The 24,749-nt window shown below is 79.2% G+C and carries 25 protein-coding genes and 1 pseudogene; 8 read left to right on the top strand and 18 right to left on the bottom strand.

Annotation, left to right across the window (positions count from 1 at the left end; translation table 11 throughout):
• Nucleotides 1–189: 189 nt before the first annotated feature.
• The 5 genes from hpf to mtrA all read right to left on the bottom strand — a co-directional run bounded on the left by hpf (nucleotide 190) and on the right by mtrA (nucleotide 6,250).
• Nucleotides 190–951, bottom strand: coding sequence for a ribosome hibernation-promoting factor, HPF/YfiA family (gene hpf / locus ACRYR7_RS14535; protein ID WP_432572820.1), 762 nt, complete (start codon nucleotides 949–951; stop codon nucleotides 190–192).
• Nucleotides 952–1,163: 212 nt separating this feature from the next.
• A complete protein-coding gene (locus ACRYR7_RS14530; RefSeq protein ID WP_432572819.1) occupies nucleotides 1,164–1,955 on the bottom strand; it encodes a ComF family protein in 792 nt (263 codons plus the stop codon).
• A 154-nt stretch (nucleotides 1,956–2,109) separates the two neighbouring features.
• Entirely contained in the window at nucleotides 2,110–3,858 is a 1,749-nt protein-coding gene (locus ACRYR7_RS14525; RefSeq protein ID WP_432572818.1) for an LpqB family beta-propeller domain-containing protein, read from the bottom strand.
• Nucleotides 3,855–5,576: an MtrAB system histidine kinase MtrB gene (gene mtrB / locus ACRYR7_RS14520; RefSeq protein ID WP_432572817.1), complete on the bottom strand. Its 1,722-nt coding sequence runs from the start codon at nucleotides 5,574–5,576 to the stop codon at nucleotides 3,855–3,857. The genes ACRYR7_RS14525 and mtrB overlap by 4 nt, the downstream gene beginning before the upstream one ends.
• Nucleotides 5,573–6,250, bottom strand: a complete 678-nt coding sequence (gene mtrA, locus ACRYR7_RS14515; RefSeq protein ID WP_432572816.1) for an MtrAB system response regulator MtrA — start codon at nucleotides 6,248–6,250, stop codon at nucleotides 5,573–5,575. Before mtrA ends, mtrB begins: the two co-directional genes overlap by 4 nt.
• 150 nt (nucleotides 6,251–6,400) lie before the next feature.
• Between mtrA and ACRYR7_RS14510 the strand changes: the two genes are divergently transcribed.
• From ACRYR7_RS14510 to ACRYR7_RS14490, 5 genes are all read left to right on the top strand, one after another.
• A complete protein-coding gene (locus ACRYR7_RS14510) occupies nucleotides 6,401–7,534 on the top strand; it encodes a glycerophosphoryl diester phosphodiesterase membrane domain-containing protein (RefSeq protein ID WP_432572815.1) in 1,134 nt (377 codons plus the stop codon).
• Nucleotides 7,531–8,178, top strand: coding sequence for a DUF4129 domain-containing protein (locus tag ACRYR7_RS14505; protein ID WP_432572814.1), 648 nt, complete (start codon nucleotides 7,531–7,533; stop codon nucleotides 8,176–8,178). Before ACRYR7_RS14510 ends, ACRYR7_RS14505 begins: the two co-directional genes overlap by 4 nt.
• Nucleotides 8,175–9,353: a DUF4350 domain-containing protein gene (locus ACRYR7_RS14500; RefSeq protein WP_432572813.1), complete on the top strand. Its 1,179-nt coding sequence runs from the start codon at nucleotides 8,175–8,177 to the stop codon at nucleotides 9,351–9,353. The genes ACRYR7_RS14505 and ACRYR7_RS14500 overlap by 4 nt, the downstream gene beginning before the upstream one ends.
• A gap of 82 nt (nucleotides 9,354–9,435) precedes the next feature.
• Nucleotides 9,436–10,473: an AAA family ATPase gene (locus ACRYR7_RS14495; protein WP_432572812.1), complete on the top strand. Its 1,038-nt coding sequence runs from the start codon at nucleotides 9,436–9,438 to the stop codon at nucleotides 10,471–10,473.
• A 31-nt stretch (nucleotides 10,474–10,504) separates the two neighbouring features.
• Nucleotides 10,505–11,812, top strand: a complete 1,308-nt coding sequence (locus ACRYR7_RS14490; RefSeq protein ID WP_432572811.1) for a DUF58 domain-containing protein — start codon at nucleotides 10,505–10,507, stop codon at nucleotides 11,810–11,812.
• Nucleotides 11,813–11,849: 37 nt separating this feature from the next.
• On the opposite strand, the gene ACRYR7_RS14485 is transcribed toward ACRYR7_RS14490, so the two are convergent.
• A complete protein-coding gene (locus ACRYR7_RS14485) occupies nucleotides 11,850–12,848 on the bottom strand; it encodes a stage II sporulation protein M (protein ID WP_432572810.1) in 999 nt (332 codons plus the stop codon).
• A gap of 170 nt (nucleotides 12,849–13,018) precedes the next feature.
• On the opposite strand from ACRYR7_RS14485, the gene ACRYR7_RS14480 reads away from it, so the two are divergent.
• On the top strand, nucleotides 13,019–13,819 hold the full coding sequence (locus ACRYR7_RS14480) for an RDD family protein (RefSeq protein WP_432572809.1): 801 nt from the start codon (nucleotides 13,019–13,021) through the stop codon (nucleotides 13,817–13,819).
• Nucleotides 13,820–13,825: 6 nt separating this feature from the next.
• Here ACRYR7_RS14480 and ACRYR7_RS14475 read toward each other — a convergent pair whose 3' ends face one another.
• From ACRYR7_RS14475 to ACRYR7_RS14425, 11 genes and pseudogenes are all read right to left on the bottom strand, one after another.
• Nucleotides 13,826–14,110, bottom strand: a complete 285-nt coding sequence (locus ACRYR7_RS14475; protein WP_432572808.1) for a hypothetical protein — start codon at nucleotides 14,108–14,110, stop codon at nucleotides 13,826–13,828.
• The gene (locus ACRYR7_RS14470) at nucleotides 14,107–14,463 is read right to left on the bottom strand and encodes a DUF202 domain-containing protein (RefSeq protein WP_432572807.1); all 357 of its coding nucleotides are present in this window, start codon (nucleotides 14,461–14,463) and stop codon (nucleotides 14,107–14,109) included. Before ACRYR7_RS14470 ends, ACRYR7_RS14475 begins: the two co-directional genes overlap by 4 nt.
• A 20-nt stretch (nucleotides 14,464–14,483) precedes the next feature.
• Nucleotides 14,484–14,867 carry a YidH family protein gene (locus tag ACRYR7_RS14465; RefSeq protein WP_432572806.1) on the bottom strand — a complete coding sequence of 128 codons (384 nt, stop codon included), beginning with the start codon at nucleotides 14,865–14,867 and terminating at the stop codon, nucleotides 14,484–14,486.
• A gap of 130 nt (nucleotides 14,868–14,997) precedes the next feature.
• The gene (locus tag ACRYR7_RS14460; RefSeq protein WP_432572805.1) at nucleotides 14,998–15,828 is read right to left on the bottom strand and encodes a hypothetical protein; all 831 of its coding nucleotides are present in this window, start codon (nucleotides 15,826–15,828) and stop codon (nucleotides 14,998–15,000) included.
• A 112-nt stretch (nucleotides 15,829–15,940) separates the two neighbouring features.
• Nucleotides 15,941–16,645, bottom strand: coding sequence for an ANTAR domain-containing protein (locus ACRYR7_RS14455; RefSeq protein ID WP_432572804.1), 705 nt, complete (start codon nucleotides 16,643–16,645; stop codon nucleotides 15,941–15,943).
• 114 nt (nucleotides 16,646–16,759) lie between these two features.
• Nucleotides 16,760–18,223: an adenosylhomocysteinase gene (gene ahcY / locus ACRYR7_RS14450; RefSeq protein ID WP_432572803.1), complete on the bottom strand. Its 1,464-nt coding sequence runs from the start codon at nucleotides 18,221–18,223 to the stop codon at nucleotides 16,760–16,762.
• Nucleotides 18,224–18,366: 143 nt separating this feature from the next.
• Nucleotides 18,367–19,524, bottom strand: a complete 1,158-nt coding sequence (locus ACRYR7_RS14445) for an SIS domain-containing protein (protein WP_432572802.1) — start codon at nucleotides 19,522–19,524, stop codon at nucleotides 18,367–18,369.
• Entirely contained in the window at nucleotides 19,521–19,742 is a 222-nt protein-coding gene (locus tag ACRYR7_RS14440; protein WP_432572801.1) for a Trm112 family protein, read from the bottom strand. The genes ACRYR7_RS14445 and ACRYR7_RS14440 overlap by 4 nt, the downstream gene beginning before the upstream one ends.
• Nucleotides 19,739–21,206: pseudogene (locus ACRYR7_RS14435) on the bottom strand (phosphomannomutase/phosphoglucomutase). The gene ACRYR7_RS14440 and the pseudogene ACRYR7_RS14435 overlap by 4 nt, the downstream one beginning before the upstream one ends.
• Nucleotides 21,207–21,324: 118 nt before the next feature.
• Nucleotides 21,325–21,600 (bottom strand): hypothetical protein, encoded by a 276-nt coding sequence (locus ACRYR7_RS14430; protein ID WP_432572800.1) that lies wholly within the window; start codon nucleotides 21,598–21,600, stop codon nucleotides 21,325–21,327.
• 155 nt (nucleotides 21,601–21,755) lie between these two features.
• Complete coding sequence (locus tag ACRYR7_RS14425) at nucleotides 21,756–22,157, bottom strand: DUF3499 domain-containing protein (RefSeq protein ID WP_432572799.1); 402 nt, start codon at nucleotides 22,155–22,157, stop codon at nucleotides 21,756–21,758.
• 183 nt (nucleotides 22,158–22,340) lie between these two features.
• Between ACRYR7_RS14425 and ACRYR7_RS14420 the strand changes: the two genes are divergently transcribed.
• Nucleotides 22,341–22,778, top strand: coding sequence for a metallopeptidase family protein (locus ACRYR7_RS14420; protein WP_432572798.1), 438 nt, complete (start codon nucleotides 22,341–22,343; stop codon nucleotides 22,776–22,778).
• 50 nt (nucleotides 22,779–22,828) lie between these two features.
• On the opposite strand, the gene ACRYR7_RS14415 is transcribed toward ACRYR7_RS14420, so the two are convergent.
• Nucleotides 22,829–23,101 (bottom strand): WhiB family transcriptional regulator, encoded by a 273-nt coding sequence (locus ACRYR7_RS14415; RefSeq protein WP_432572822.1) that lies wholly within the window; start codon nucleotides 23,099–23,101, stop codon nucleotides 22,829–22,831.
• 442 nt (nucleotides 23,102–23,543) lie between these two features.
• On the opposite strand from ACRYR7_RS14415, the gene cofD reads away from it, so the two are divergent.
• Nucleotides 23,544–24,578, top strand: a complete 1,035-nt coding sequence (gene cofD / locus ACRYR7_RS14410; RefSeq protein WP_432572821.1) for a 2-phospho-L-lactate transferase — start codon at nucleotides 23,544–23,546, stop codon at nucleotides 24,576–24,578.
• Nucleotides 24,579–24,749 lie beyond the last annotated feature (171 nt).

The raw sequence follows: 24,749 nt of genomic DNA, 5'->3' as shown, positions 1-24,749 counted from the left end.
GGTGCTGCGCACCGACCGCGACGGCGACGTCGCCGTGGCCGGCACCCCGGCGGACCAGCGCACCCTGGTGGGCGGCCCGGACCCCCGCCTGGCCGAGCGGCGGGCGCGCTACTACGACGGGTGTTGCGCCGGCGGGGTCCCCGCCGGCCCGTCCCGCCGGCCCGCGCCGGTGGCGCCGGCCGTGCGCGCTCAGCGCGTCCCGAGCCCCACCACGGCCGCCAGGGCGGCGTCGGATCCGGAGCGCGCGGCGCCCTCGGGGGCCGCTCCTGCGGACCCGGCCTCGTGCACGTCGAGGTGGATCACGCCGTAGTCCCAGCCGCGGCGCCGGTAGACGACGCTGGGGCAGCCGGTGGCGGCGTCGACGAAGAGGTAGAAGTCGTGCCCGACGAGCTCCATCTCGTACAGCGCCTGGTCCAGCGTCATCGGCACGGCCTCGTGGGTCTTCTCGCGGATGACGACCGGCGAGGCGTCGGTGCCCTCCTCCACCGGGCTGACCGCCTCGGCCGGCGGGTGCGAGTCCGCCATCACCGCCGGGGTCGCCGGCTCGTGCTCGGCGCCGGCGTCGGCCAGGGCGGCCCCGGCCAGCGCCTCGTCGCTCAGGCCCGGTGCCGCCGGCTGGCGCACGCTCTCGTTGCGGCGGCGGCCGTGGTGGACCTTGCGGCGGTCGCGCGAGCGCCGCAGCCGTTCCATCAGCTTGGTCACGGCCAGGTCGAGCGCGGCGTACGGGTCGTCCGCGCACGCCTCGGCGCGCACCACGGGCCCCTTGTCGCGCACGGTGATCTCCACGCGCTCGCAGCTGTCGGGCTGGCGGCGGTTGTTCTCGTGCGAGACCTCGACGTCGACCCGCTGGGCGCGCGGCGCGAGCTGCGTCACCTTCTCCAGCTTGGACTCGGCGTGACTGCGGAACCTCTCCTTGACCTCGGTGTGCCGTCCGGTGACCACAACTTCCACGGGATGCCTCCCTCGTTCGCTGGGCGGCGCCGGCCGAGGGGCCGGCCCGCCTCGGACCGTCACCTCGTGCCGAGCGCCACCTCCTCGGGGAGGTCGCGCGGCACAGGCAGCCTCGGGGCGCGTGCGGAGACGTCCCCCGACCCGTGCCCGCCGTCGGGCACCAGGGGGCGCGAGACCGGCGTGACACCGGGTCCGGCTGCCATGGACCAACGCTAGTCCCCCACCGCGGCCTCTGCCCACGCGGAGGGCGGCGGGCCCCCCCGCCCGGGCGCCCGGGCGGCCGGCGCGGCGGCGGTCAGGCAGGCCACCCCCAGCACCCGGGCCCCGGCCGCGCGCAGGGCCCGCACGGCCTCGGCCGCGGTCGCCGTGGTGGTGGCGACGTCGTCGACGACCACGCACGGGCCGGGCGGGACGGGGCCGCGCACGGCGAAGGCGCCGGCGAGGTTGGCGCGCCGCTCGCGCGCGCCCAGCAGGGTCTGGTCCACGACGCGCCGGCGCACGCGCAGCGCGCGCACCACCGCGGTGGGCGCCCCCGCGGCGCGGCGGTGCGCGGCGGCGCGGGCGGCCAGGTCGGCGACGAGGTCGCCGCCGCGCTCGCGGCGGCTGGCGCGGCGCGAGGGCACCGGGACCAGCGGCAGCGGCGCGCCGGGCGGCGCGCCGTCCACCAGGGCGCCGACGGCGCCGGCGAGGGCGGCGGCGGCCACGGGGCGCAGCTCGGCGCGGTGGCGCTCCTTGACCTCCAGCAGCAGCTCTCGGGCCGGGCCGGCGTGCGCGGCGGCGGCCACCAGCGCGGTGCCGTCGGCCAGCTCCAGCCTCCGCGGCCCCGCCGCCAGGGCGCGGGCGCACGCGGGGCACCACACCGGCCCGGGCCGGGCGCACCCGCCGCACGCGGCCGGCCACAGCAGGTCCGCCGCGGCGCGCAGCAGGGCGGCGGGGCCGGGCCGCGCAGCTGCGGGCGGCGGGCCGTCGGCCGGCGGGCGGGGCGGGGGGTCGTGGGGGCGCACGGCGCGAGCGTGCCCGCGGCGGCACCGCGCGGCCGCCCCCGTCCACAGCCGCGCCCGGCGGGCGCCGCCCGGCGCGGGCTGCGGCTCCCGCGGCGCGCGGTGCGCCCCGGTGGGCGGGCGGCGGGCGGACGGCGGGCGGCGGGCGAGGGGGTGCTCAGCCCGGGTAGGCCGGGTCGCGCCCGTCCAGGACCGGCGACCAGGTCGCGCCGCTGCGGGTCAGCAGCCGGCCCGCGGAGGTGCCCACCACCACCTCGCGGTCGTTCCACCCGCACGCCACCGACTCCGCGCCCGGCACCGGCGCCAGCCGCTGCGCCGGGCCGGAGAGCTGCGAGACCAGCGGCACCGGGTCCTGCCCGGGGCCGGGGCGCACCAGGACCACCACCCGGTCGTCGCCCAGCCAGGAGGCGTCCAGGACCTCCCCGGCGCCGGGCACCAGCTCCGGGGAGGCCCCGGCCAGGCGCAGGGGCCGGCCGGCGGCCCCGCGCACCACGCCGCGCACCTGCACGTGCACCGCGCCGCCGGTCTCCTGCCGCACCAGCAGCAGCCGCGCGCCGTCGCGGGAGGGGCGCGCGCGCAGGACCCGCCCGCCCAGGCCCTCCGCCGGCGGCTCCACGGCGCTGCGCCCGCCGGCGGGGTCCTGCGCCCGCACCACCGCGGGCGCGGCGCCGGCGGTGGTGGGCACCACCCACACCCACCCGTGCCGGTCGATCGAGGGCGGGGCCAGCACCGCCCCGCCGGCGTCCACGGCGACCGGCTCGGCCTCGCGCCCGGCCTGCACCCGCAGGGTGCGCCCCTCGTCCACCAGCCACGCGGTGCACGAGCCGTCGGGGGCGACCGCGGGGTGCCGGGCGCCGGCGGCGGCGCCGGCCGCGCCGGGCACCGGCTGCACCGAGGAGCGGTCCCAGCGCGCCACGCCGGAGGGGCCGACCAGCACCAGCCGCACGTCGGTCACGGGCAGCACCAGCGGCGGGTCGGGCACCGGCGGGGAGGACCCGCGCGTCAGCTCGGCGCCGTCCACGCGCACCACGACGTCCTCCACCCCCGGCAGCCGGGTCAGGCCGGCGCGCAGCTGCGCCAGCAGCACCGCGCGCCGCTCGGGGGCGGCCCGCAGCGCCGGGGCCGTCAGGTCCACCGTCGCGGTGCCGTCGGCGACGGGCACGGTGCCGGTGCGCAGGCGGGTGCCCGGCGGGGCGCCGGTGAGCACCGCCGGGGCCAGCCACGGCGAGGGGCCGGCCAGCAGCTCGGTGACCGCGCGGGTGGCGGTGGAGGAGTCGTAGGCGAACCAGCGCACGTCGGCGACGAGCTGGGCGGCGTCGACGGTGGCGAAGCAGACGGGGAAGGGGCGCAGCGAGCGGGAGGCGTCCACCTGCGTCAGCAGCCGGCCGTCGCCGGGCACGTCCACGCGCCACTCGCCCTCCACCCGCACCAGGCGCAGCGTGCGCTGCAGCGCGGTGCCCGCGGGGCGCTGGGAGTAGCGGCCCCCCGCGTCGATCTCGGCGACGACGTCGCCGGAGACCACCACGGCGGCGGTGCCGGCGGCGGGCGGGCCGGCGGCGCGCACCCGGGGCACCGCGCGCAGCAGCGTCGTGGACGCGTCCGGCCGCCAGGTGCGCCGCGCGCCCGGGGAGAGGAACTCGCGCGCCACGGCCTGCTCGCCCCCGCCGGTGGCCGCCGCCAGCAGGAAGCCGTGCACGACCTCCTCCGGCGCCGCGCCGGGCACGGGGCCCTGCGGGACCACCCGCACCAGGCCCAGGCGGGGGTCGTCCTGCACGCGCGAGCCCGCCACCACCGGCCCCGAGCGCGGCAGGCCCGCGCACCCGCTCACCGCCGCCAGCGCCAGCGCCACCACGGCCCGGCGCGGCGGGCCGGGCGTCCCGGAGGACCCGGGCGCGCGGGGCGTCACGGGGCAGCCCCCGCCGAGCCGGCACCGGCGGCACCGGCCGCACCGGCGGGGCCGGGGACCGCCCGGCCCGCCGGCAGCGCCGCGACCGCCCGGCGCCAGCCCACCGGCACCACCGGCAGCGGGCACGAGCGCAGCGGCCGGCCCACCACCCGCGGCACCGTCAGCACGAAGTGGCAGCCGTGCCCGGGGCTGCCCCACACCTCCAGCCGGCCGCCGTGCAGGCGGGTGTCCTCCAGCGCGATGGCCAGGCCCAGGCCGCTGCCGCCGGTGGTGCGCGCCCGCGCCGGGTCGGCGCGCCAGAACCGGTCGAACACGCGCGCCAGCTGCGCCGGGGCCAGGCCCACCCCGTGGTCGCGCACGCCCACCGCCACGGCCGTCTCGTCGCACACCACGGTCACCTCGATGGGGCGCGACTCGCCGTGCTCGACGGCGTTGCCGAGCAGGTTGCGCAGCACCCGCTCGATGCGGCGCGCGTCCACCTCCGCGGTGCACGGGGAGGCGGGCTCGGAGACCAGGACCGCGCTGCCGCGCCGCTCGGCCAGCGCGGCGGTGAAGTCCACCACGCGGTGCACCAGGGCCCGCACGTCCTGCGGGTCCGGCTCCAGCGCGGCCGCCCCGGCGTCGAAGCGGCTGATCTCCAGCAGGTCCGCCAGCAGGGTGTCGAAGCGCTCCAGCTGGGTCAGCAGCAGCTCCGCCGAGCGGGCCACGACCGGCTCGAAGCCGGCGCGGGCGTCGTGGATGACCTCCCCGGCCATCCGGATCGTCGTCAGCGGGGTGCGCAGCTCGTGGCTGACGTCGGAGACGAAGCGCTGCTGCAGCCGGGAGAGCTCCTCCAGCCGGCCGATGTGCTCCTGCATGCCGGCGGCCATGGCGTTGAAGGCGCTGGCCAGGCGGGCCAGGTCGTCGCTGCCGCGCACCCGCATCCGCTCGTCCAGGCGGCCGCCGGCCAGGCGCTCGGCGGTGCCGGCCGCCTCGCGCACCGGCTGCACGACCATGCGCGCCACCACCCAGGCCACCGTGGCCACCAGCACCACCAGGGCCAGCCCGCCGCCGGCGAACGCGGCGCGCACGAGGTCGGTGGTGCGCTGCTCGCTGGTGAGGGGGTAGACGAAGTACAGCTGCCGCTCCCCCGCGCGCGGCAGCGCCACGCTCGAGCCGACCACGAGGCTGGGGGCGCCCGCCCCGCCGGAGAGGTCCACCAGCTGCAGCTGCTGCACGTCGGAGGAGGCCACCGCGCGGCGCAGGGACGCCGGCACGTCGGCCGGGGAGAGCCCCTCGGAGACCAGGTCCCGCACGGGCGCGGCGCCGGCCGCGGCCGGGCCGGGCGCCAGCAGCAGCACCCCGCGCAGCCGGTCGGGCCCGGGGCCCTCCAGGGCGGAGACCACGTCGCCGGCGAGCTGCTCGACGTCGGCGTCGGTGCCGGGGGTGGAGGCGTCGAACTGGGCCTGGGCGGTGGCGGCGGCGCGGGCGGCGTCGGCCAGCGCCACGCGCTCGCGCTCCTCGACGAGGCCGTCGGCGACGGCGTCGAGCAGGTAGGTGCCCACCGCCAGGGCCACCAGCAGGCCCAGGGCGGTGGTGATGACGACCACCCGCAGCTGCAGGGACTCGCGCCAGCGCCGCAGCAGCCCGCGGCGGGCCAGGCGGCGCAGGTCGCGCGCGGGGCGGGCCGGCCGGGCCGGGGGCGCGGCCGGCGGGCGGGGCAGGGCCGGGCGCCTCACAGCGGTCCCGCGCGGTACCCCACTCCGCGGACGGTCACGACGATCTCGGGGTGCTCGGGGTCCTTCTCGATCTTGGAGCGCAGCCGCTGCACGTGGACGTTGACGAGGCGGGTGTCGGCGGCGTGGCGGTACCCCCACACCTGCTCCAGCAGCACCTCGCGGGTGAACGCCTGCCACGGCTTGCGCGCCAGGGTGACCAGCAGCTCGAACTCCAGCGGCGTCAGCGGCAGCGAGCGGCCGTCGCGGCGCACGGAGTGCCCGGCGACGTCGACGGTCAGGTCGCCGATGCGCAGCGTCTCCGGCGGGCGCTCCCCCGCCGAGCGCAGCCGCGCGCGCACCCGCGCCACGAGCTCCTTGGGCTTGAACGGCTTGACGACGTAGTCGTCGGCGCCGGCCTCCAGGCCCAGCACGACGTCCACGGTGTCGCTCTTGGCGGTGAGCATGACGATCGGCACCCCGGACTCGGCGCGGATGAGCCGGCACACCTCCATGCCGTCGGTGCCGGGCAGCATCAGGTCCAGCAGCACCAGGTCCGGGCGGGTGGCCCGGAACGCCTCCAGGGCCTGGTCGCCGTCGGCGCAGAAGCGCGCCTCCAGCCCCTCGCCCTGCAGCACGATGCCGAGCATCTCGGCGAGCGCGGTGTCGTCGTCGACCACGAGCACTCGTCCCCTCATGGGTCCATCCTGCCCGCCGCGGGCCCGGGGCGGGGTGCTCCGCGCCCGCGCGGCGCGGCGCGGCACCGCGGGCGGCGGGCGGCGGGCGAGCCGGAGCGGCGGCGGGCGGCTCTGGCACGATGGGGCGAGGAGCGATCGAGGGCGGGGTCGATGAGCCAGTGGCAGGGCCCGGGCGACGCCCCGGGCGGGTGGTCCTCCCCCGGCGGCGGGGCGGGCGGGCCGGGCGGTCAGGGCGGTCCGGACGGGCCGGTGCCCGGCGCGTGGACGGCCGGCGCGCCGGACCCGCGGGCCGCGTGGGGCCGGCCGGGCTGGTCCGCGCCGGGCGCGGGCGGGCCGCAGCCGGGCATCGTGCCGCTGCGCCCGCTGGGCCTGGGCGAGATCTGGGACGGCGCCTTCCGCGCGTTCCGGCAGAACCCGCGCGTCATGGTGGGCCTGTCGGCGCTGGTGGTCGTGGCCACCTCGGCGGTCACCGTGGTCGCCTCCGTGCTCGTGGCCCGCGACGTGGTGCGCACCACCACCGCGCTGGAGGCCGGCACCGGCGACCCCGCCGAGCTGCTGCTGGGCCTGACCTCCTCCGGGCCGCTGGTCCTGCTCAGCACGCTGCTGCAGGTGGTCTCGGTGCAGCTGCTCAACGGCGTGCTCATCCTCAGCGTCAGCCGCGCCGTGCTGGGGCGCACGATCTCCGTGGCGGAGCTGTGGCGGGTCAGCCGCCCGCGGCTGCTGCCGCTGCTGCTGCTCTCGGTGCTGGTGACCCTGGCCGGCGGGGTGGGCGCGCTGGCGCTGGTGCCCGGGGTGCTGGTGCTCGTGCTCGCCGACGCCGGCGCGGCAGTGGCGAGCGGGGTGGTGCTGCTGCTGGCGGGCCTGCTCGCGTGGGTGGCGACCGGCCTGTGGCTGTGGGCGAAGTGGTCGATGGCCGCGCCGGCGCTGCTGCTGGAGGGGCTGTCGGTGCGCCGCTCCCTGGGGCGCTCGTGGCGGCTGACGCGCGGGTCGACCTGGCGCGTGCTGGGCGTGCTGCTGCTGACGAGCGTGGTGGTCCTCGTCGTCGTGGCCGCCGTGCAGACGCCGTTCGCGCTGCTCGGCTCGCTGGTCATGGCGCTGCTCGACGGCGGCTCGGTGACGGTCAGCGTGGCCGCCTCGCAGGCGGTGAGCACCCTGGGCTCGGTGCTGGGCAGCGTGGTCGCCTACCCGTTCCTGGCCTCGGTGACGGCGCTGCTGTACGTGGACCTGCGGGTGCGGCGCGAGGGACTGGACGTGGAGCTGCACCGCGCCGCCTCGGGCGGGTGAGCGCCCTGGGGGCGCTGCTCGCGGGCGTGCCGGTGCAGCCGGACCGGGCGGGGGCGCGCCGGCTGCTCGCCGAGGAGCTCGCCGGGCGCGAGTACCGCCAGGACCGCGGCTCGTGGCTGGTGCGGGCCTGGGACTGGCTGCTGGAGAAGCTGCAGGCGGTGCAGGTGCCGGCGGTGGGCAGCGGGCCGACGGCGGTGCTGGTGGTGGTGCTGCTGCTGCTGGCCGTGGTCGCCGTCGTGCTGCTGGTGGCCGGGCCGCTGCGCCGCAGCGGGCGCGCGCCGGCGGAGGAGGTCTTCGAGGCCGGGCCGGAGCCGTCGTCGGCGCACGTGCGCCGCGCCGACGAGGCCGCCGCGGCCGGGCGCTGGGACGAGGCGGTCACCGAGCGCTTCCGCGCCCTGGTGCGCTCGCTGGAGGAGCGGGCGCTGCTGGACCGCCGCCCGGGCCGCACCGCGCACGAGGCCGCCGTGGAGGCGGCCGCGGTGCTGCCGGGCTGCGCGGACGGGCTGGCGCGCGCCGCGCGCGCCTTCGAGGACGTGCGCTACGGCGGCCGCCGCGCCTCGGCCGTCACCGACGACGCCGTGCGCCGCGTCCTGGTGGACGTGGCCGCCGCGCGCCCGCCGGCGCCGCAGGGGGCCGCGCGGTGAGCACGGCCGCCGCCGGGCCCCTCGACGTCGCCGCGCCCACCGGCCCCGCGCGCCCGCGCCGGGCCTGGCGCGGGCCCGCGGCGGTGACCGCGCTCGTGCTGGGCCTGGTGCTGCTGGTGACGCTGCTGACGCCGCGCACCTCCCGCGAGGCGCTGGCCGCGGACTCCACCGCCCCCGGGGGCGGGCGGGCCGTGGCGCGGGTGCTGGAGGGGCAGGGCGTGCGGGTGCGCCAGCAGCGCTCCTTCGACGGCGCGCTGGCCGCCGCGCGCGCGGGCGGGCCCGGCACCACCGTGCTCGTCACCGACCCCGGCCTGCTCGACGCCGGGCGCTGGGACGCGCTGGCCGGCACCGGGGCGCGGCTGGTGCTGCTGGCCCCGGCGGCGGGCGCGCTGGAGCGGGTGGCGCCCGGCGTGCGCGAGACCGGCGAGCGGCCCGTGCGCCTGCTGGAGCCCGGCTGCTCCGCGCCGGCGCCCGCCGCGGCCGGGGAGGCGCGCGCGGGCGGTCGCGGCTACGCGCTGCTGGCCGGGGCGGCCGGCACCTCCTGCTACGGCGGGTCGTGGGTGGAGGTGCCCGCCGACCCGGCCACCGGGCGCGGGGAGGTCGTCGTGGTCGGCGCGCCCGACCCGATCACCAACCGGCGCGCCGGCGAGGACGGCAACGCCGCCCTGGCGCTGCGCGCGCTGGGCACCTCCCCGACCCTGGTGTGGTACCTGCCCGACCCGCTGGACACCGGCGCTGCGGCCGAGCCGCTGCGCGCGCTGGCGCCGCGGTGGGTGCTGCCCGGCGCGGCCCTGCTGCTGACCGCGGCCCTGGCGGCGGTGCTGTGGCGCGGGCGCCGGCTGGGCCCGCTGGTGGGCGAGCCGCTGCCGGTGGTGGTGCGCGCGGCCGAGACGGTGGAGGGCCACGGGCGCCTGTACGCCGCCGCCGGCGCGCGCGACCGGGCCGCGCGGGCGCTGCGCGCGGCGACGCTGCGGCGCCTGCGCCTGCTGGTGCGCCTGGACGCCACCGCCGGCCCCGGCGACGTCGCCGACCAGGTGGCGTGGCTGACGGGCGCGCCCGCCGGGCGGGTGCTGGGCCTGCTGGACGGCCCCGACCCCGCCGACGACGCGGCGCTGGTGGTGCTGGCCGCGGACCTGGACGCCCTGGAGCGCCGGGTGCGCTCGCGCGGCACGTGAGCGCCCGGCGAGCGCCCGGCGCGGCGCGCACCCGCACGACCCCGAGAACCCCACGACCCCACGACCCCGCGGAGGGCCCCACGTGAGCGAGACCCCGGTCCAGGGCGCCGACGCGCCCGCCAGCACCCCCGAGCCCGCCGGGGCCGTCGGGGCGGGCGGCGGCGCGGCGGTGGAGGAGGCGCGCCAGGCGCTGCGGGCGGTGCGCCAGGAGGTCGCCAAGGCCGTCGTCGGCCAGGAGCCCGCCGTCACCGGCCTGGTCATCGCGCTGCTGTGCCGCGGGCACGTGCTGCTGGAGGGCGTGCCCGGCGTGGCCAAGACGCTGCTGGTGCGCACCCTGGCGGCGGCGCTGGAGCTGGACACCAAGCGGGTGCAGTTCACCCCCGACCTGATGCCCGGCGACGTGACCGGCTCGCTGGTGTACGACGCGCAGACGGCGCGCTTCAGCTTCCGCGAGGGCCCGGTCTTCACGAACCTGCTGCTGGCCGACGAGGTCAACCGCACCCCGCCCAAGACGCAGGCCTCGCTGCTGGAGGCCATGGAGGAGCGGCAGGTCTCGGTGGACGGGGTGCCGCGCCCGCTGCCCTCGCCGTTCATCGTGGCGGCCACCCAGAACCCCGTGGAGTACGAAGGCACCTACCCGCTGCCGGAGGCGCAGCTGGACCGGTTCCTGCTGAAGCTGACGCTGCCGCTGCCGGCGCGCGAGGACGAGGTGGAGGTGCTGGCCCGGCACGCCGCCGGCTTCGACCCGCGCGACCTGGCCGCCGCCGGCGTGCGCGCGGTGGCCACCCCGGCGCACCTGGCGGTGGCCACCCGCTCGGTGCGGGAGGTGCAGGTCTCGCGCGAGGTGCTGGGCTACGTGGTGGACGTGTGCCGGGCCACGCGCTCCTCGCCGTCGCTGGCGCTGGGGGTCTCCCCGCGCGGGGCCACGGCGCTGCTGGCGACGGCGCGGGCGTGGGCGTGGCTGTCCGGGCGCGACTACGTCTCCCCCGACGACGTCAAGGACCTGGCGCGCCCGACGCTGCGGCACCGGGTGCAGCTGCGCCCGGAGGCGGAGCTGGACGGGGTGAGCGTGGACGCGGTGCTGGACTCGGTGCTCAGCACCGTGCCCGTGCCCCGGTGAGGGCGCGGGCCGCGGTGGCGGAGGGGGCGCGGTGGCGCTGACCGGGCGGGCGCCGCTGCTGGTGCTGCTCGGCACGGCCCTGGTGGTGGCCCGGCCGGGCTGGGGCGCGTTCTGGGCGTGGCTGGCGCTGTCGGCGGCGCTGGTGGCGCTGGACGTGGCGCTGGCCGCCTCCCCGCGGGCGCTGTCGGTGCACCGCGCCCCGCTGCCGGCGGTGCGCCTGGGCGAGCCGGTCACCGCCGAGCTGCTGGTGGCCAACACCGGGCGGCGCCGGGTGCGCGGGGTGCTGCGCGACGCGTGGCAGCCCTCGGCGGGCGCGCGCCGGGACCGCCACCGCCTGGACCTGCCGCCGGGCGAGCGCGCCCGGCTGGGCACCGTGCTGGTGCCCACCCGCCGCGGCGACCGGCTGGCCGACCGCGTCACGGTGCGCTGCGCCGGGCCGCTGGGGCTGGCCGCGCGGCAGCGCTCCCTGCCGCTGCCGGGGCGGCTGCGGGTGCTGCCGCCGTTCTCCTCGCGCCGGCACCTGCCCTCGCGGCTGGCGCGCCTGCGCGAGCTGGACGGGCGCAGCGCCGTGCAGCACCGCGGGCAGGGCACCGAGTTCGACTCCCTGCGCGAGTACGTCGACGGCGACGACGTGCGCTCGATCGACTGGCGGGCCACCGCGCGCCGCGACGCGGTGGTGGTGCGCACCTGGCGGCCCGAGCGCGACCGGCGGGTGGTGCTGGTGCTGGACGCCTCGCGCACCGCGGCCGCCCGCCTGGGCGGCGGGCCGGGCGGGCTGGAGGTGCGCCTGGACGCCGCGATCGAGGCGGCGCTGCTGACGGCGGCGCTGGCGGCGCGCGCCGGGGACCGGGTGGACCTGCTGGCGCACGACCGGCGGGTGCGCGCGCGGGTGCGCGGCGGCTCGCGCGCGGGCCTGCTGCCGGGCCTGGTGGAGGCCCTGGCGGGCCTGGAGCCCTCGCTGGTGGAGGCGGACTGGGACGCGGTGGCCACCGAGGTGCGCTCGATGGCGCGCCGGCGCGCGCTGGTGGTGCTGCTGACGGCGCTGGACGCCTCGGTGCTGGACTCGGGCCTGGTGGCGGTGCTGGAGCAGCTCGCGGCGCGGCACACCGTGGTGCTGGCGGCGGTGGACGACCCGGCGCTGGCCCGGCTGGCGCGCTCGCGCGCCGACGCCGAGCAGGTGTACGCGGCGGCGGCGGCGGAGACGGCCGCCGCCGAGCGCGAGGCCACCGCGGCGCTGCTGACGCGGCTGGGCGTGGAGGTGGTGCACGCCTCCCCCGACGAGCTGGCCCCGGCGCTGGCGGACCGGTACCTGGCGCTGAAGGCCGCCGGGCGCCTGTGAGCCCGGCGAGCGGGGCGGCCGGTGGACCGGGGGCGCCTCAGCCGCGCACGGGGGCGGTGTCGCCGGCGAAGCGGGCCTCCACGTCGCCGGTCTCCCCCGCCGCCGCGGCGGGCCGGCCCAGCAGCAGCACGTAGAGCAGGAACGCGACCTCGGCGAGCACCCCGATCCCGACGCGCGCGGCCGTGGGCAGCGGCGAGGGCGTGACGAACCCCTCGATGAGGCCGGAGACGAGGAGCACGAAGACCAGCCCGAGGGCGATGCCCACCATCGCCCGGCCCTCGGTGGCCAGCGCCTGCGCGCGCCCGCGGGTGCCGGGCGCCACCCACGTCCAGAACAGCTTCAGCCCGGCCCCGGCGGCGACGAACACGGCGGTCAGCTCGAGGATGCCGTGCGGGGCGATGAGGCCGAAGAACAGCTCCCCGCGCCCGTTGTCCACCAGCAGCCCGCCCTGCAGGCCCACGTTGAGGGCGTTCTGCGTCAGCGCGAAGAGCACGAACACCCCGGTGATCCCCAGGACCACGCAGGTCGCGGCGACCAGCGCGTTGTTCGTCCACACCCGCCCGGCGAACGAGGCGTTGGCGTACTCGGAGTAGTAGCCGGCGAAGTCCTGCTCGACCAGGCGGCGGACGTCGGCGTCGGAGCCGAACAGGCTCGCCTGCGCGCGCGTGTTCCCCGCCACCCACGCCCCGGCGGCCGTGGCGAGCACGACGGTGTACGCCGCCGCCGCCAGGCTCCACCAGCGCACCCGCCACAGCGCCGCCGGCAGGCCGCGCACGGTGAAGTGCCGCAGCTGCCCCCAGGCGGTGTACCGCGAGCCGGTCAGGCGGGAGCGGGCGCGCACCAGCAGCGTGGACAGCTCGTCCAGCAGCACCGGCTCGGACTGCGCCGAGCGCAGCACCGACAGGTGGGTGGCGGTGCGCTGGTAGAGGACGACGAGCTCGTCGGCCTCCGGTCCCGTCAGGTGCCGCCGGCGCACCAGCTCGCGCAGCCGCGCCCACTCCTGCTCGTGCACGGCCCGGAAGGCGTCGACGTCCACGCCGACGAGCCTAGTGAGCCGGGGGCGGGCGGCGCCCCGGCCGGTACGGTGCTGCGGTGGCCCCCACGGACGTCCCGCCCCCCGCCGCGCCCCCGGGCGCCGGGGCCCCCGGGCCCGGCGGGACCCCGGGTCTCGGCGGGACCCCGGGGCTCGGCGCTGCCGCGCCGCGGGTGGCCGACCCCGTCGGGGACGTCGTCACCGGCGAGGCGGTGGTCCTGGGCCTGCGCGCGGCGTCCTTCGCCTCCCGGCTGCTGGCCGCCGCGATCGACGCGCTGGTGCAGCTGCTGCTCCTCGGGGCGCTGCTGTACGTCTCGCGCGCGCTGCTGTCGAGCACCGACGAGGCCGCCACCGCCGCGATCGTGCTCGCCGAGACGGTGCTGTGCCTGATCGGCGTCCCCACCGCGGTGGAGACCGCCACCCGCGGCCGCTCCCCGGGCAAGCTGGCCGCCGGGGTGCGGGCCGTGCGCGACGACGGCGGGCCGGTGCGCTTCCGGCACGCGCTGGTGCGCGCGCTGACGGGCTTCTTCGAGCTGTGGGCGCTGGCCGGCAGCCCGGCGATCATCTGCGCGCTCGTCAGCGCCCGCGGCAAGCGGGTGGGCGACCTGCTCGCGGGCACCTACGTGGTGCGCGAGCGCACCGCCGCCAAGCACGTGCCGCTGCCGCCGATGCCGCCGGAGCTGGCGGGCTGGGCGGGCCGGGCCGACATCGGCCGCCTGCCCGACGGGACCGTGGTGGCCGCGCGGCAGTTCCTGGGGCGCGCCACCTCCCTGCACGCCGCCTCGCGCAGCGCCCTGGGCGCGTCGCTGGCCGACGCGCTGCTGGGGCACGTCTCCCCGCCGCCGCCGGCGGGCACGGACCCCGAGCGCTTCATCGCCGCGGTCCTCGTGGAGCGCCGCGACCGCGAGCTGGTGCGGCTGCGGCGGCGGGCCGCGCGCACGGCGGAGCTGGAGCGCTCCCTCGGGCGCCGCTGAGGCGGCTCAGCCCGGCGGCTCCCGCCGCGCCGCCCCCCTCGCCTCCCCCGTCTCCCCGGCCTCCCGCGGGGTCCGCAGCCGGCCGGTGGCCCACAGGTAGCGCCAGCGGGCGCGCACGTGCCGCCACCACGCCATCCGCCCGCGGTCCAGGCCGTCCTCGGTGGCGCGCGCGCGGCGCCGCTCGCGCTGGTGGTAGCGGGCGGCGACGTGCGCGCACGAGCGCGCGAACGCCACCAGGACGGCCGCCCCGCCCAGCACCGTCGCCCACGCCGCGGCCTCGTCCAGGGTCACGGCAGGGCTCCCGCGCCGTGCGCGAGCACGAGGGCCAGGGCGCCCGCGCCGAGCAGGGCGCACGCACCGGCGGTGAGGGCCTGCAGGTGCGCGGAGGCGGCCGGGTCGTCCAGGTCCCCGGCGCGCAGCAGCCGCTCGGTGGTGCGCCGCGCGCGCCGGGACGCCAGGACGTGCACCAGCACCCCGGTGCAGGCCGCCGCCAGCCCCAGCACCACGGCACCGGCGCCCAGCTGCGGCAGCAGCAGCCGCGTCGCGCCCAGCCCGGCCACCACCAGGGACAGGGCGGTGCGCCGCCAGGCCAGGGCGGTGCGCTCGGGCTGCAGGCCGGCGTCGAAGAGGGCCGAACCGTTCACCGGCCCGTTCACCGGGCCGCTCACCGCAGCAGCAGCCCGAGCAGGACCAGCACCCCGGCCAGCGCGGTGCCCGCGGTCAGCGGTGCGGCCAGGGCCGGGGAGCGCAGCGGCTCGCCCAGGCGCATGGCCCGCTCGTCGCGCGCCCAGCCGGCCCACGCCTGCGCGGGGGCCAGCAGGCCCAGCAGCACCAGCAGGAGGGAGGCGGCCAGGCGCAGCTGCGGCTGCAGCGGCAGGGCCAGCCCCTCCAGCGCGACGCCGGCGGCCAGCAGCGCCAGGGAGGTGCGGATCCAGGCCAGGAAGGTGCGCTCGTTGGCCAGCGAGAAGCGCGGGTCCGGTTCGCCGCCGCGCTCGTACACCGACGCCGGGAAGCGCCCGCGGCCGCGCCGCGGTGCCTTCGCCCTCACTCGCCCGTCCCCCGCCCCGCTGCCCGCACGCCCCGATCATCCCGCGGGGCCCGGCGCGCCCCCACCCGGGCCCCGGCCGGCCCGGGGACGCGCGCGCGGGCGCGGCCGGGCGCCCGCTGCGGGGACCCGCTCAGACCTCCAGGTCCCCGCCGTCGAAGCCGCCCCCGTCGAAGCCGCCCCCGTCGAAGCCGCCGTCGCCGAAGCCGTCGTCGTATCCGCCGCCCTCGTCGTAGCCGGCGGTCTCGTAGCCCGCGCCGGCCTCGTCCGCGCCGCCGTCCGCGCCACCGTCCGCGCCGCCGTCCGCGCCCTGCTCGTAGCCCTCGTCGTACCCGGCCTGCTCACCGGCCTCGTAGGCCTGGTCGTCGCCCCAGTGCTCGTTGCCGAAGTCGTCCGGGATGAGGGCGTCGGCGATGGCGGTGCCCACGAACGCGCCGGCCACGCTGGTCAGCAGCGCGCCGCCCAGGCCCATCCCGCCGCCCATGCCGCCCATCCCGCCGAAGCCGCCGCCGCCGAAGCCGCGGCCGTACCCGCCGCCGGGCCCGTAGCCGGCGCCGTAGCCGCCGCGGCCCCCGCCGGGCCCGTAGCCGCCGGGCCCGCCGTTGAAGACCTGGACCAGGGTGCCGGGCCGGCTGACCTCGGCGCGCGTGGCCGTGCGGGCCAGGGCGGCCGGGTCGTCGCCGTGCAGCTCGGAGGCGGGCACGACGCCCGAGAGCTGCTCCAGCACCTGCCGGCGCTGCTCGGGCGTGAGCTTGGCGAACGCCTCGGCGTGCGCCTGCTCCACCTGGTCCGGCGGCGCGGTGCGCAGCATGTACCGGTAGCGCGCGATGGCCGCCTCGTCCGACGAGCCGCCCGGGGCGCGCCCCGGGGCCGACGGCGGGTGCGACGCGGGCGGGGGCGCCCACTGCTGCTGCTTCTGCTGCCGGTGCCGGTCGCGGCCCAGCAGCCGGTCCAGGAGACCCACGGCTCGTCCTCCTCAGGTGCGGCGGCCCCCCAGGGTGCCCCACGGCGGCGCGTCCCGCGCGCCCAGCGCGGAGCCGCGCCGGTGCGCCGTCGTGGACGGGCCGGACACCGGCTCAGCGCACGGCGCCGCGCAGCACCCCGGTGGTCACGAGCTCCTCGGCGACCTCGCGCAGCTTGACGTTGGTGTGCTGCGAGGAGCGCGTCAGCAGGGTGAACGCCTGCTCGGGGGTGATCTTGTGCCGCTCGACGAGCACGCCCTTGGCCTGCTCGATCACGGCGCGCGAGACCATCGCGCGGCGCATGTTCTCCGCGTCCTCCGCCGAGCGGGCGTGCGCGTCGGCGTTGGCCACGGCGATCGCCACCCAGGTGGCGACCTCCCGGCCGAGGGCGACCTCCTCCTCGCCGAAGGCGCCCGGGCGGCTGGAGTAGCAGTTCAGCCCGCCCAGGCTGCGGCCCTGCACGGGCAGCGGCAGCGACATGGAGCTGCCGACGCCGGCCTCGGCGGCACGTCGGGAGTAGTCGGGCCAGCGCTCGTCGGTGGCCATGTCCTCGACGATGAACGCCTGGCCCGCCCGGCCGGCGTCCATGCAGGGGCCGTAGCCGCGCTCGTACTGCATCTCGTCGGCGTCCAGCGCCATCTGCCCGTCGTGGGCGGCGGTGAACGCCTTGTCCCCGCGCAGCAGGGTGATCGAGACCGACTCGGCACCGGGCAGGGCCTTGCGGGCCAGACCGACGATCTCGTCGAGCACCTCGTCGAGGGCGCGGTCGGCGGTGAGCACCGCGGCCAGGGCCCGGTGCAGCTCGCTCAGGTCGGTCATGGTGCTCCTCGCGTGGGGTGCGCCCGGCCGGCGGTCCGGCGGGACGCGGACCGCCCGGCGCCGCGCGGGCGCCGGGCGGTCGTGGACCAGCAGTCTGTCAGCCGTGCGGGGCGGTCAGTACCGGTACTCGTCGGTCTTGTACGGGCCGGCGACGTCGATGCCCAGGTAGTCGGCCTGCGTCTTGGTCAGCTCCGTCAGCCGCACGCCGAGGGCGTCCAGGTGCAGGCGGGCGACCTTCTCGTCGAGCAGCTTGGGCAGCACGTGCACGCCCACCGGGTAGGACTCGCGCCGGGTGAACAGCTCGATCTGCGCGAGGACCTGGTTGGTGAACGAGTTCGACATGACGAAGCTGGGGTGGCCGGTGGCGTTGCCCAGGTTCAGCAGCCGGCCCTCGGACAGCACGATGACGCTGTGCGCGGGGCGGTCGCCGTCGGCGGGGATCCGCCACTCGTGCACCTGCGGCTTGACCTCGACCTTCTCCACGCCGGGCACGCGGCCCAGGCCGGCCATGTCGATCTCGTTGTCGAAGTGGCCGATGTTGCCCACGATCGCCTGGTGCTTCATGCGGACGATGTCCGAGGCCATGACCACGTCGCGGTTGCCGGTGGCGGTGATGAAGATGTCGGCGGTCTCGACGACGTCGTCCAGGCGCACGACCTGGTAGCCGTCCATCGCGGCCTGCAGGGCGTTGATGGGGTCGATCTCGGTGACGACCACGCGCGCGCCCTGCCCGCGCAGCGACTCCGCGCTGCCCTTGCCGACGTCGCCGTAGCCGCACACGACCGCGACCTTGCCGCCGATGAGGACGTCGGTGGCGCGGTTGATCCCGTCGATGAGGGAGTGGCGGGTGCCGTACTTGTTGTCGAACTTCGACTTCGTCACCGAGTCGTTGACGTTGATCGCGGGGAAGGGCAGGACGCCGTTGCGGAAGTACTCCGCCAGGCGGTGCACGCCGGTGGTGGTCTCCTCGGTGACGCCCTGGACGCCCTCGGCCACGCGGGTCCAGCGCTGCGGGTCCTCCGCCAGGCTGGCGCGCAGCAGCTCCAGGACGACGCGGTACTCCTCGGAGTCCTCCTCGGTGGGCTCGGGCACGGCGCCGGCGGCCTCGAAGCGCTTGCCCTCCAGCACGAGCATCGTGGCGTCGCCGCCGTCGTCGAGGATCATGTTGGGGCCGATGCGGTGGCCCTCGGCGTCGGTGCCCCAGTCGAAGATGCGCTCGGCCAGGCGCCAGTACTCCTCGAGGGTCTCGCCCTTCCAGGCGAACACCGGCACGCCGGCCGGCGCCTCGGGGGTGCCCCCGCCCACGACGACCGCGGCGGCGGCCTGGTCCTGGGTGGAGAAGATGTTGCAGCTGGCCCAGCGGACCTGCGCGCCCAGCGCGGTGAGGGTCTCGATGAGCACGGCGGTCTGCACGGTCATGTGCAGGGAACCGGCGATGCGGGCGCCGGCCAGCGGCTTGGACTCGCCGAACTCGGCGCGCAGGGACATCAGGCCGGGCATCTCGTGCTCGGCCAGGCGCAGCTCGTGGCGGCCGGCCTCGGCCAGGGAGAGGTCGCGGACCTCGAACTCGAACGACATGCGGGACTACCCCTCCGGGTGATCGGCGGTGCGGGACTCCCGGCGCGGCCCCTCTGGGCCACTCGGCATCACCGGACGCCGGAGCCCTCCCAGGGTACGCGCGGGGCCCGACGCCGGTCGCGGCACGCCGTTCCGCGACCGGCTCAGCCCAGGCGGTCGCGCAGGTCCGCCACCTGGGGCGAGGCGGCCGGGTCCGTGCCGGAGGCCAGCGCCAGGTAGGCGGCGGCGAAGTCGGTGCGCGCGATGAGCTGGGCCAGGCGCACCAGCGGCGCGCCCGGCTCGGCGACGACCTCGCTGACCCGCACGCCGGCGTCGGCGGCCGTCGTGGCGACCGCGTCGGCCACGACGCGGTCCTCGTGCGGCACGGCGGCGGGGGCGTCGCGCAGCAGCGTCAGCTGCAGGCGCGGGCCGACCGGGCCGTCCAGGAACGGGTCGGCGAAGACGTCCTCGGGCTGCGCGGCGAACGGGCCGCCGAAGGTGGCCACGACCTCGCTGGCGTCGTCGGGCAGCGCGCCGGCCACCGCCGGCACCCGCGCGGTGCGCGCGAGCATGGAGGCGGCGCGGCGGGCGGCCGCGGCGGTCAGGTCCCCGTCCGCCAGGACCACCGGCACGGTGCCGGCCAGCTCCACGGCCAGCACCTTGGCCGGGTTGACGAAGGGCTCCGTCCACGGCCGGCACGTCTCGGCCTCCGCGTCGAGGCGGTCGGCGACCTCGGTGAGCACGTCGGCGGGGGTGCGCACGACGTCCAGGGCGTCGGCGGCCAGCAGCACCGGCGTCAGCAGCGACCACAGCGACACCCGCGAGGAGCGGGTGCCCGCGTCGACGGCGCGCACGCCGCGCGCCGGCGGCACGTGCACGTTGCCGCCGCGGGAGCCGACCTCGGCCAGCGGGGAGCCCTCGGCGCCCACGGTGACCACGCGGGCCCCGCGGCGGGCGGCCTCGGCCGCCAGCGCCAGCGGGCCGGGCGCGCGCCCGGACATCGACACGGCCACCACGAGGTCCAGCGGCCCGACCCAGCTCGGCAGCGGGCCGCCGCGGCGGGGCACCAGCGGCACCGGGCAGCCCCGGCCGGCCAGGGCGGTCAGCACGTCGGTGACCACCGACGCCCCGCCCAGCGCGGCGACGACCACGGCGCGCGGGCGGCCCTCCTCGGCCAGGCGCCCCACGCCCGCCCGCGCGGACAGCTCCACCGCCTCGCGCACCTGCGCGCCGGCACCGGCCAGCGAGCGCAGCACGCCCGAGGGGTCGGCGGCGGTGAGGGCGTCGCCGTCGCCGAGCAGGGTCTCGTCGAGGGCGCTCACGGGCCCGCCAGCTCCCCGCGCGCACCGGCGGGCACGTCCAGCGCCTCGTCCACCAGCAGCACCGGCACGCCGTCGACGACCGGGTAGCGCACCCCGGCGGCGGTGGCCAGGAAGGGCGCGCCGTCCACCTCCACCGGCGCCAGCGGCTCGCCGGTCAGCGGGCAGCGCAGCAGCTCCAGCACCCACGGCTCCAGGCGCGGGCCCGCGGGCGCGCTCACCGGGCGCCCCCGCGCACCAGGGCCAGCACGCGGTCGCGCACGGCGACCATGGTGGCCCCGTCGGCGCCCTCGGCGTTCAGGCGCAGCAGCGGCTCGGTGTTGGAGGCGCGCAGGTTGAACCACCACATCGGCGCCCCGTCCGCGCCCGGCCAGGTGACGGTGAGGCCGTCCAGGCGGTCCACCTGCAGCTCGCGGCCCTCGCGGCCCGCCAGCTCCTGCTCGGCGGCCAGGACGCGCTCGGCGGTGGCGGCGGCGTCCTCGACGGTGGAGTTGATCTCGCCGCTGGCGGCGTAGCGCTCGTACTCGGCGGCCAGCTCCGACAGCGGCCGGTCGTCCTCGGCGAGCGCGGCCAGCACGTGCATCGCGGCGAGCATGCCGGTGTCGGCGGACCAGAACTCGCGGAAGTAGTAGTGCGCGGAGTGCTCGCCGCCGAAGACGGCGCCCTCCTCGGCCATGCGCTGCTTGATGAAGGAGTGGCCCACGCGGGTGCGCACCGGCACGCCGCCGTCCTCCTCGACCATCTCCGGCACGGCCCGGGAGGTGATGAGGTTGTGGATGACGATCGGCTTGCGGCCGGCGGCGAGCTCCTTGGCGATCTCGCGGCGGGCGACCATCGCGGTCACGGCGCTGGGGCTGACCGGGTCGCCCTTCTCGTCGACGACGAAGCAGCGGTCGGCGTCGCCGTCGAAGGCCAGGCCGAGGTCGGCGCCGGCGCGCGGGACGGCGGCCTGCAGGTCGCGCAGGTTCTCCGGGTCCAGCGGGTTGGCCTCGTGGTTGGGGAAGGTGCCGTCGAGCTCGAAGTACATCGGCTCGACCTCCAGCGGCAGCGCGGGCAGCCCGGCGCCCGTGCCGAGGACGGCGGGCACGGTGTGCCCGGCCATGCCGTTGCCGGCGTCGACGACGACCTTCAGCGGGCGCGCGCCGGACAGGTCCACCAGGGAGCGCAGGTGCGCGGCGTACTCGGCGAGCAGGTCCCGCTCGCCGACCTCGCCGCGCCGGCCCGTCCCGGCGGGCACCTCCCCGGCGTCCAGCCAGGACTGGGCCAGGTCGCGCACGGCGGCCAGGCCGGTGTCCTGGCCCACCGGGCGCGCGCCCGAGCGGCACAGCTTGATCCCGTTGTACTGGGCGGGGTTGTGGCTGGCGGTGAACATCGCGCCGGGCACGTCCAGGGAGCCGCTGGCGAAGTACAGCCCGTCGGTGGAGCACAGCCCGATCAGGGTGACGTCCACGCCGCGCGAGGCCAGGCCGTCGGCGAAGGCGGCCGACAGCTCCGGCGAGGAGGGGCGCATGTCGTGGCCCACGACTGCGCGCGGGGCGGGGGCGCCCCCCCCCCCCCCCCCCCCCCCCCCCCCCCCCCCCCCCCCCCCCCCCCCCCCCCCCCCCCACGACGGGGGCGTCGAGCTGGTCCGGGACGACCCCCCGGACGTCGTAGGCCTTGACGACGGACGACAGGGAAGCGGTCACGCGGGGAGCCTACAAGCGCCGCCGGGAGAGCGGGCCCGCTCCCGCGATCACGCGCGGGCGGGCCCGGTCGCGGACGGGGCGGGCCGGGCCGCCGCGCCGGGGCGCGGCGGCCGCGCGCTCACGCCTTGCGAGTGCGGTCCAGCACGGCGTCCACGGACAGCGGCCCGCCGTCGGACGACAGCCAGGTGCGCTCCTCGCACACGTGGCAGGACACGAAGCGCACGGGCGTGCCGTCGGTGAGGGACATCGACAGCTGGGTGACGCGCTCGCTGCCGCACGAGCCGCAGGCGGTGCCCTCGCGGTGGGCGGCCTGGGTCAGCGAGCCCAGCGGCGGGGCGGGGCGGGCGGCGCGGGAGCGGCGCGAGGAGCGGGTGTTCTGGGGACCGACGGGCACGGTGCTGACCTCCGTGGGGCGATGCGCGGGGCGACAGCCCCTGCATCGGCACGCGCGCGCCCGGGCTTGAGCCCCCGACCGGGGGACCCGCGGGCACCGCCCCGGACGGCACCCCGGACGGCGCCCCGGCCGGTGCCCGGCGGGGCGCGCCCGGCTCAGGGCCGGCGGTCCTCGCGCAGCACGCGCAGGTGCCCGCGGCGCACGGCCGGGGCGTCGGGGTCGAGCACGGGGCGCGAGCCGTCGGGCTGGTCGCGCACCGCGTCGGCGACGGCGAGCAGGTCGTCGTGGCGGCTGGCGGCCTCCACCAGCTCCGGCGCCAGGCGCACGACCTCCCAGCCGCGCGGCGCGGTCAGGCGCTCGGCGTGCTCGGCGCACAGGTCGTAGCAGTGCGGCTCGGCGTAGGCCGCGAGCGGGCCGAGCACGGCCGTGGAGTCGGAGTAGACGTAGGTCAGGGTCGCGACCGCGGTCCGGCCGCACGCCGTCCGCGAGCACCGCCGCACCGCTGCGCCGGGACGACCACCACCGCCACCGGCGGGACTCGTGCGGGGAGCGTTCACGCGCCGAACGCTACCGCCGATCGGGCGCGCCCGGCGGCGGCGCGCTGCCGCGGCGCCGTGTCGCGCCGCCCGCCCCGGCCGGCCGCGACCGGCCCGCGACCGGGCCGCGACCGCTCCGTGACCGGGGCGGCGCGCCGGTCCGGTGCTGCGGCGGGCGGGCGGGGCGATCGGTACCCTGCGCCGGTGACCACGCCCCGGGCGCACCGCAGGCGCCGCCGAGTGCGGCGCGACCGGCACGGCCGCGGCCTGCGCGGGCCGCTGCTGCCCGCCTCGCTGCCGGCGGCGCGCAGCCGCGCGGAGCGCTTCGACGACCTCGTGCTGGACGCGGTGGAGCTGCTGGAGCGGCGCTGGGCCGAGCAGCTCGCCGGCGTGGAGTTCGCGGTCGAGGAGGTCCCGCCCTCCGACCCGGCGCCCTGGGAGGACGAGGTCGTGCCGCTGGGCCGGCTGTTCCCCGCGGACGCCTCCGGCCCGGCGCGCGTGGTGCTGTACCGGCGCCCCATGGAGACGCGCGCCAGCGGCGAGGACCTGGAGGACCTGGTCGCCGACGTCGTGGTCGAGCAGGTGGCGCACCTGCTGGAGCTGGACCCCGAGGAGGTGGACCCGCGCTACGAGGGCGACTGAGACGGCGACCGGACCGCCCGGCGGCGCGGCGGTTCAGGCGGCGCGGCGGTTCAGACGGCGCGGCGCTTGAGGCGGCGGCGCTCCCGCTCGGACAGCCCGCCCCAGATGCCGAAGCGCTCGTCGTTGCCCAGCGCGTACTCCAGGCACTCCTGGCGCACCTCGCAGGACTGGCACACGCGCTTGGCCTCGCGGGTGGAGCCGCCCTTCTCGGGGAAGAACGCCTCGGGGTCGGTCTGCGCGCACAGCGCGAGCTCCTGCCAGCCCGGGTCCTCCGGCGTCAGGCCGGACAGGCCGGTGGGCGGGCCGACGGCCGGGTCGGGCAGGGACGTCACCAGGCGCAGCTCGGGGCGGCCGTGCGGCTCCGGCTGCACCTCGCGCTCCTCGTGCTCCTCGGCACGGCCGAAGCCGCCGTCCTCGTCGCGGTGCTGGACGTCGATCTCCACTGGGCAGCCCCCACAGCCTCGGTCTGTCACTACGGGTGACGCGACGGTCACGCAAGACCACCACTGGTGGAATTACACGCGTGTCATCCGCGCTAGTCAAGCCCGGCGTGGTATCACCCCCGCCCCGTGCGCCCCAGCCGCCCCACGGGCGCCGTCCGCGCCCCCTCCGCGACCCCCCGGCGCACCCCTCCGCGACCCCTCGGCGCACCCCCGGCGCACCCCCCGCGCCTCACCCGGGCGGGTGCGGCCGGAGCGCCGCGGCGGCGGCTGGGACGATGACCCGGTGAGCTCCACCACCCCCGGGACCCCCGGGCCCGCCCCCCTGCGCGTCACGGCCCTCGCCGGCGGCGTCGGCGGCGCCCGCTTCCTGCGCGGCCTGCTCGCCGCGCTGCGCGCCGACCCCGACCCCGCCCGCCGCGACGCCGAGGTCACCGTCGTGGTGAACACCGCCGACGACGTGACCCTGCACGGCCTGCGCATCAGCCCCGACCTGGACTCCGTGATGTACACGCTCGGCGGCGGCATCGACGAGGTCCGCGGCTGGGGCCGCGGCGAGGAGTCCTACGGCGTCGCCGGCGAGCTGGCCCGCTACGGGCGCACCCCCACCTGGTTCACCCTGGGCGACAAGGACATCGCCACCCACCTCGTGCGCACGCAGGCCCTCGCCGAGGGCCGCACCCTGTCCGAGGCCACCGCCGAGCTGTGCCGGCGCTGGCGCCCCGGCGCCCGGCTGCTGCCGATGACCGACGACGTCGTGGAGACCCACGTCGACCTGGCCGTGGTGCCCGAGGGCGAGCGCGCCGCCCACGACGGCGAGGCCGGCGGCCGGCGCGTGCACTTCCAGGAGTGGTGGGTGCGCCTGCACGCCGCCGTGCCCGCGCTGGCGATCGAGGCCGTCGGCGCGGCGCGGGCCCGCCCGGCCCCCGGCGTGCTGGAGGCGCTGCGCGGCGCCGACGTCGTCGTGCTGCCGCCGAGCAACCCGGTGGTCTCCATCGGCTCCGTGCTGGCCGTGCCCGGCGTGCGCGAGGCGCTGCGCGCCACCGCCGCGCCCGTCGTGGGCGTCTCCCCCGTCATCGGCGGCGCGCCCGTGCGCGGCATGGCCGACGCGTGCCTGGCGGCGATCGGGGTGCCCACCACCGCCGCCGCCGTGGCCGGCCTGTACGCCGACTTCCTCGACGGCTGGCTGATCGCCGAGGGCGACGAGGAGCCGGAGCCCGGCCCCCGCCCGCTGGCGGTGCGCCGCCGGCCCCTGCTGATGAGCGACCCGGCGGCCACCGCCGCCCTGGCCGGCGCCGTCCTCGACCTCGCCGCCGACCTGGCCGCCGAGCTGGGCGCCGGGCGGGGGGGCGCCGCGTGATGCGCAGCACCCCGAGCCTGCAGGTCGTCGGCATCACCGGCGTCGGCGAGGGGGGGGGGGGGGGGGGGGGGGGGGGGGGGGGGGGGGGGGGGGGGGGGGGGGGGGGGGGGGGGGGGGGGGGGGGGGCGGGGGGGGGGGGGTGGCGGTGGGGGGGGTGCACGGCCCGGGGGG

The sequence above is a fragment of the Kineococcus gurbantunggutensis genome (assembly GCF_050871925.1).
Taxonomy (GTDB): Bacteria; Actinomycetota; Actinomycetes; order Actinomycetales; family Kineococcaceae; genus Kineococcus.
The sequence above is the reverse complement of the archived record's forward strand: the minus strand, read 5'-3'. Positions and strand labels throughout refer to the sequence as shown.

What these genes read in the sequence shown, in the direction of transcription:
- mtrA (WP_432572816.1), bottom strand. Translation starts at nt 6,250, where the DNA reads ATGAGGGGACGAGTGCTCGTGGTCGACGACGACACCGCGCTCGCCGAG.
- ahcY (WP_432572803.1), bottom strand. Translation starts at nt 18,223, where the DNA reads ATGTCGTTCGAGTTCGAGGTCCGCGACCTCTCCCTGGCCGAGGCCGGC.
- ACRYR7_RS14455 (WP_432572804.1), bottom strand. Translation starts at nt 16,645, where the DNA reads ATGACCGACCTGAGCGAGCTGCACCGGGCCCTGGCCGCGGTGCTCACC.
- ACRYR7_RS14510 (WP_432572815.1), top strand. Translation starts at nt 6,401, where the DNA reads ATGAGCCAGTGGCAGGGCCCGGGCGACGCCCCGGGCGGGTGGTCCTCC.